Genomic DNA, 6,472 nt, shown 5'->3' with positions numbered 1-6,472 from the left:
ATACACTTTCTTTTACTGCTTGATTATCTTGTTCTAAACCTTGTTTAGTTTGAAGAATGTTTTCATTGATGGCATTAGATATTTGACCAAATTCATCATTTGTTTTTATATTAATAGTTGATACATTATTTGTTTTATGATTAATAAAATCAAAGAATGAGTTAAGACCATTTTGGATAGTGGTGAGCGGGGAGAGATTTTTAGCAATTAGAATTCTTGCAAATATTAAAACTATCACTAAAGCTAAAAAACCAACTATAAGCTGACTATATAATATGCTATTAATAACATTATCATAAGATTTTTTATCCACTACACTACAAACCCTATATAAAGGATTGATTGAAGTAGGATTGCACATAACTGCTTGAGTTTGACCTTGATCATTGTTTGCATAAAATAAAGTATCTTTTTGCTTAGGATCTATCAACATTGGATCATTTTTAATAGCTGCTGCAATATTTTCACTTAAAGCATTTTTAGTTAAAATTCTTGAAAGATCTTCATGAAATATAATATTACCTTCTATATCATAAACAGCAGCATAAGAATTTGCACTATGGCCTAAAGCAAGAACATTTTTAGAAAAACTTCTTAAATCATAATCTCCTCCAACAACACCAATAAATTTGCCATTTTGAAAAACAGGTGTTGCATAAGTTAAAGTAATATGACCACTAATTGATTTATAAGGTCTTGTAACACTGATTTTTCCATTATCTTTTGCTAATTTAAACCAAATAGAATTTTTTGTATCAAAGCCTTTAGAAGCGTCTAATATGGAACCATCTGATAAATATGTTTTTTCAGAATCTTCAAAACCCATAAAAACAAGATCAAATCCATTAGCTTCCTTAAAAACATGAAGCAAAGTTACAATCTCTTGTATAGTTATTTTAGGGTTATTAGAAATTTCATTTGCTAAAATTTCCAAAGCTTTTCTTTTAGAACGAGCATAATTATCAAAAGTTATTTGAACATCATCCATAACTTTTAGTTGATTATCTTGCAATAATTCAAAAGCATTTGATTTTGATTGATAATAAGTTATTGTAGTAGTTGCTACTAATACTAATACTATCAAAATACCTACATATAAAGTTAATTTTGAAGACACTTTAAAAGAATTCTTTGGATCTTTTGTTTGCATTTATGGCTCCTAAAAATAAATTTTTGTTATTAATATTATAACAAAAATTTATCAAAAACTTATAAAATTTTTGGATCATTAAAAGCCGTAACTTTAGGAAGACTTTCGTTGAATTTTTCAACTCCTACAAGTGTAGTATGTGAGATATTGCCATTTGCAAGTTTTGAAGTAGGCAAATCTAATGTTAAAACATTAGCACTTCCATATTTACACAATCCATTTTCGTCAGGATCATACCAACCTCCTTCACAAATTCTCACAACTCCTTGCATTATATCCTCGCTTACCAAAACTCCAGCTAAAATTTCTCCACGCTTATTAAATACTCTTACAACATCACCATTTTTAATACCAAGTTTTTTAGCATCTTTAGAATTTATAAGCAAAGGTTCTCTTTCTTTAATGGTATATTTTGTCCTTAAATCTGTATGGCAAAGTTGAGAATGAAGTCTTTTACTTGGATGAGAAGTTAGAAGATGAAATGGTGTTTCTTTAGTAGCATTCCCAAGCCATTCAATAGGTTCAAACCAAGTAGGATGTGCTTTACAATCATCATAATTATAATTTTTAATTGTTTCTGAATAAATTTCAATAAGCCCTGAAGAAGTTCCTAAAGCATTTAAAATAGGATCTTCGATAAATTCTGAAAAACGAACATATTCTAAACTTTCACTTGTTGGTTCAAAAACAATAGGTTCATTTTTTGCCCAAAATTCTTCAAAATTAGGCATAGGAATACTAAAAGCTTCTCCATAACTTTTTACTTGTTTTAAGGCAATATTATAATAATCTTTAATTAAATCTTTTGCTTTTTTACCATTTTGGGTATAAGCATTAAAAACATCTTTTCCGTAAATCTTGCAAAGATCAGAAAAAATTTCATAATCATCCTTACTCTCTTCTACTGGTAAAACAGCTTGTTTCATAGGAATTATATGCATATTAGAATAATCTCCACTCATAGTAATATCATCTCTTTCATAAGATGAAGTAACCGGCATTACAATATCTGCCATCTTTGCCGTTGGAGTCCAATAAATTTCATTTACAACAATAGTACGTGGTTTTCTCCAAGCTTTTACATTGGTATTAGTATTTTGATGATGCACCAAAGGATTTCCTCCTACCCAGTAAATAAAATCTATATCAGGATAAGTAATTTTAGTCCCATTATGTTCTATAGTTTTTCCAGGATTAAGCAAAGCATCAGCTATTCTTGCTACAGGAAAAGATAAACTAGCAGAATTTTGCAACCACTCAGCGGAATTTAATTCTTCTTTTGACTTTGCAAGACCTTTAAATTTACCATTTTTCCAAACTCCTAATTCACCCGCATTCATACCCCCTATTACACCTCCTTTACAAGTAGGTACGCCTCCATTACTATAATGATAACTAAGTCCAAAACCACCACCCTTGGTTCCAATTTGCCCTAGCATAGAACATAAAGTTACCAACATCCAATGAGGTTGTTCTCCATGATGAGCTCTTTGCATACCCCAACCACTCATTATCATTGTTGGATTATCATAAAATGTTTCAGCTAATTCTTTAATAGTTTTTTCTTTTATACCACAAATTTCACTTGCCCATTTAACATCTTTTTTTATACCATCTTCTTTGCCTTCTAAGTAATCCTTAAACTGATTAAAACCAATCGTGTAATTTTCCAAAAAAGTATAATTTACTTTATTTTTAGCAATTAAATGACTTGCTATACCCATCATTAGAGCTACATCAGTATTTGGACGCGGGGAAATCCATTTAGCATTTAAAAATTTAGCTGTATCTGTTTTTATAGGATCTATACAAATAACCTTTATTTTACTATTTTTCAACTTTTCAAAATAAGCTAAACCTCTTTGATCATTTGAAGTCCAAGCTATACGCAATGTTGTTAATGGATCAGCTCCCCAAATAACAACATATTTAGAATGATTTAAAATATTTTCCCAAGAAGTTTGTTGCTCATAAACCTCAATAGAACCCACTACATAAGGCATAATAATTTGCGAAGCTCCTGTTGAATAATCTCCACTCACTCCAACAAAACCTCCTGTAATATTTAAAAATCTATGAAGTAAAGTTCTGGCATTTTGCATATTTCCACTTGATTTCCAACCATAACTTCCACCAAAAATAGCACTTGATCCTTTTTGTTCTCTTGTTTTTTTAAGTTCATTTGCAATTAAATTCAATGCTTTTTCATAACTTACACGGACAAATTCATCTTTTCCTCTTAATTCTCTTTTTGGATTATTAGGATTTTCAAGATAAGATTTGCGAACATAAGGATATTTTATACGAGATTTATATATTAAATCAGAAGTATAATGTTGCAAAGGATTATCCATTTTAGTAAGTTTTTCCCAAGGTTCACTTTTTATAACTTTTCCATTTTTTATAGTGAGTTTTAAAATTCCCCAATGGGCTGCAGTAACTATTTCTCCATTTTTTACAATACCAAGACTTACTTTTGAAGCTTCAATATTTTTTGCCATACTAAAAGTAGGTATAAAAGATAAAGCACCTAAACTTGCACTCACTTTTAAAAATTTTCTTCTATCTAGCATCTTATTTCCTTTTTAGTTTGCTTTGAAATCTTTTGAATTTTTTTGTAAATATTCTATAACAAGCCATCTATCTTTTTTTTCAATTGCTGTTCTATCAACCATAGATCTAAAAATTGATGGCCAAGCATTTGCATTAAATTCTTTTTCTTTATGTAAAGTATGACAGATTCCACAATTATTAACAAAAAGATCTTTTGCACGAATTAACATTTCTTTATCACTCTTAAAAAATTCTTTTTTATCTGCCCAAATTTCTAAACTTACCCTATCCAATTTATCTTTGGAAACGTTTTTTTCATTAAAATTTAATTTAGTATTTCTAGAAAAAGCAGCTACAATAATTCTTTGGACATCATTATAATAAATAATAGAAGGTGATTTAGGATTTACAAAACCTTCAATTTTTATATAAACTTTATTACCTTGTTCTTTTAAAATTTCAAAAGAATTTGTAGGAAGCAATCTACCAATTACTTTAGTATCATCTTGAGAAAGATAAAGTGATACAACCTCATCACTATAAGCTATATTTTTAGACCACATGCAAGTGATTAAAAAAAATGTTAATAAAAAAAGCCTCATTGTTTTTCCTTAAATAAATATTAAATCATTTTTATTATATTTAATATTTTATTAATTATACATTAATAAAATATTTATATTTTAAAATAAAAATAAAATAATATTTAATTAAGAAATTTATTTTATAAAATAATCTCCATCAAAGCTTACTAAAGAATAAAATCTCTCATCTCCTATACTACTCACTAGCTCATCTATGCTTAAAAAAGTAAGAGAATCAGCACCAACAAATTCTTTTACTTCTTCTATATTTTTATTAGCACTAATTAGTTCTTCAAAAGTAGGTGTATCTATACCATAAATATCTGGGAATTTGATTTCAGGACAAGCAATAGCCAAGTGAATTTTACTTGCACCTGCTAATCTAAGCAAAGAAATAATTTTTTTAGAAGTTGTTCCACGTACCAAACTATCATCAATTACTGCAATTTCTTTATCTTTTAAAACTTTAGACATAGGATTAAGTTTTAATTTAACTTTAAAATTTCTAAGTTCCTCAGTTGGCTCTATAAAAGTTCTACCCACGTAATGATTTCTAACAATAGCCATTTCAAGTGGAATTTTAAGATATTGAGAAAAACCTATAGCAGCGCTTACTCCACTATCTGGAACAGGTACTACAAAATCAATTTTTTGCTTAAATTTTTTTGCCAAAGTTTCCCCCATTTTTTTACGCACTTCATAAACACTTTTTCCTTCTATAATACTATCAGGTCGTGCAAAATAGATATATTCAAAAGCACATATTCTAGGTTTTTCATTAAAAAGCTTTATACTTTCAAATTTATCACTGCCTTGTGTAAAAATAAGCATCTCTCCCGCATCTATATCACGGATAAATTCAGCTTCAATTAAATCAAAAGCACAAGTTTCACTAGCTATAATATAACCTCCATCTTTTAAACGTCCTAAAGATAAAGGTCTAACTCCATAAGCATCTCTTATCACATAAAGCTTATCTTTACTAGCCAACATAAAACAATAAGCTCCTATGCATTTTTTTAAACCTTCTATCAAACGATCTTTTAAATCTTGTTTTTTACTACGAACAATTAAATGGATTAAATTCTCTGTGTCTAAATTTGTTTGAAAAATTGCACCATCTTGCATTAAAGTATCTCTTATTTCATTTTTATTTACTAAATTTCCATTATGCACCAAAGAAATATCTCCAAAAGAACAATTAGCATAGATAGGTTGTGCATCATCAATACTTGAATTTCCAGCCGTAGAATAGCGATTATGTCCTATAGCAATTTCACCATTTAAAGTTTTTAAATTTAAAGGATTAAAAATTTGATTTACTTCTCCTTTAGCTTTAATAGTTTTTATGCTTTTTCCATCACTTACACTTATGCCACTTGCTTCTTGTCCGCGGTGTTGCATAGCAAATAAAGCATAATAAGCATAAGTACTTGCATTCTTAGAATTAATCACCCCTACAACTGCACACATTTAAATTCCTAAAAAATCATTCATTGAATATAATTTTGGCTCTTTTTGAACGAGCCATTTAGCAATTTTAATTGCACCTTTAGCAAAAGTAGCCCTTGAAGTAGCATTATGAGTTAATTCTAAGTATTCTCCTTCTTCATAAAAACCTATAGTATGGCGTCCTACTATATCACCTCCTCTTAAACTCATTACCGCAATCTCATCTTTACTTCTTTCTCCAACTATGCCATCTCTACCGCTTACTCTAACATTTTGAAGCTCTAAATTTCTAGTTTTAGCTACATTTTCAGCCAAAGTTAAAGCTGTACCACTTGGAGAATCTTTTTTATGTCTATGATGCATTTCGACAATTTCTATATCAAAATTTTTAAGCATAATGCTTGCTTTACTTGCAAGATAATTTAATACAGCAACTCCTAATGACATATTTGTAGCATAAAATATTGGCATTAATTTACCTAAATTGTGTATCAATTGTATAGTTTTCTCATCTAATCCTGTTGTACCAATCACCAAAGGTTTATGATTATTTTTTGAAAATTCTAAAAGTTTATTTGTTCCTTGTGGTGAAGAAAAATCAATAATCACTTCACTTTTTTTAAAAAGTTCTTCTAAATTTCCATCTTTATCATAAAGTATAGATGTTTTTGCTTCTTGATCAGATTTTAAACACTCTTGTATTTGTCTTCCCATTCTTCCATAAGCTCCATAA

Annotated in this window: 4 protein-coding genes and 2 pseudogenes; all 6 read right to left on the bottom strand. The window is 28.8% G+C overall.

Annotation, left to right across the window (positions count from 1 at the left end; all coding sequences use genetic code 11):
* Positions 1-202: pseudogene (locus tag JG677_RS09105) on the bottom strand (methyl-accepting chemotaxis protein); the annotation flags it as partial.
* A 258-nt stretch (positions 203-460) separates the two neighbouring features.
* Positions 461-988 (bottom strand): annotated as a pseudogene (locus JG677_RS09100) (cache domain-containing protein); the annotation flags it as partial.
* Positions 989-1,209: 221 nt separating this feature from the next.
* Positions 1,210-3,723: a molybdopterin guanine dinucleotide-containing S/N-oxide reductase gene (locus tag JG677_RS06580; protein ID WP_200169908.1), complete on the bottom strand. Its 2,514-nt coding sequence runs from the start codon at positions 3,721-3,723 to the stop codon at positions 1,210-1,212.
* A 12-nt stretch (positions 3,724-3,735) separates the two neighbouring features.
* Positions 3,736-4,305 carry a cytochrome c3 family protein gene (locus JG677_RS06575; protein ID WP_200285845.1) on the bottom strand — a complete coding sequence of 190 codons (570 nt, stop codon included), beginning with the start codon at positions 4,303-4,305 and terminating at the stop codon, positions 3,736-3,738.
* Positions 4,306-4,422: 117 nt separating this feature from the next.
* Positions 4,423-5,760 (bottom strand): amidophosphoribosyltransferase, encoded by a 1,338-nt coding sequence (purF, locus tag JG677_RS06570; RefSeq protein ID WP_200285844.1) that lies wholly within the window; start codon positions 5,758-5,760, stop codon positions 4,423-4,425.
* Positions 5,761-6,472, bottom strand: a 712-nt coding sequence (gene dapB / locus JG677_RS06565; protein WP_234284654.1) for a 4-hydroxy-tetrahydrodipicolinate reductase, incomplete at its 5' end; no start/stop codon positions are given.

The sequence above is a fragment of the Campylobacter sp. TTU-622 genome, assembly GCF_016598965.1.
Lineage (GTDB): Bacteria > Campylobacterota > Campylobacteria > Campylobacterales > Campylobacteraceae > Campylobacter_D.
This window is presented reverse-complemented; position numbering and strand designations above follow the sequence as displayed.

Bases quoted from the DNA above. Each gene is read 5' to 3' on its own strand.
- JG677_RS06580 (WP_200169908.1), bottom strand. From the start codon at position 3,723: ATGCTAGATAGAAGAAAATTTTTAAAAGTGAGTGCAAGTTTAGGTGCT.
- JG677_RS06575 (WP_200285845.1), bottom strand. From the start codon at position 4,305: ATGAGGCTTTTTTTATTAACATTTTTTTTAATCACTTGCATGTGGTCT.
- purF (WP_200285844.1), bottom strand. From the start codon at position 5,760: ATGTGTGCAGTTGTAGGGGTGATTAATTCTAAGAATGCAAGTACTTAT.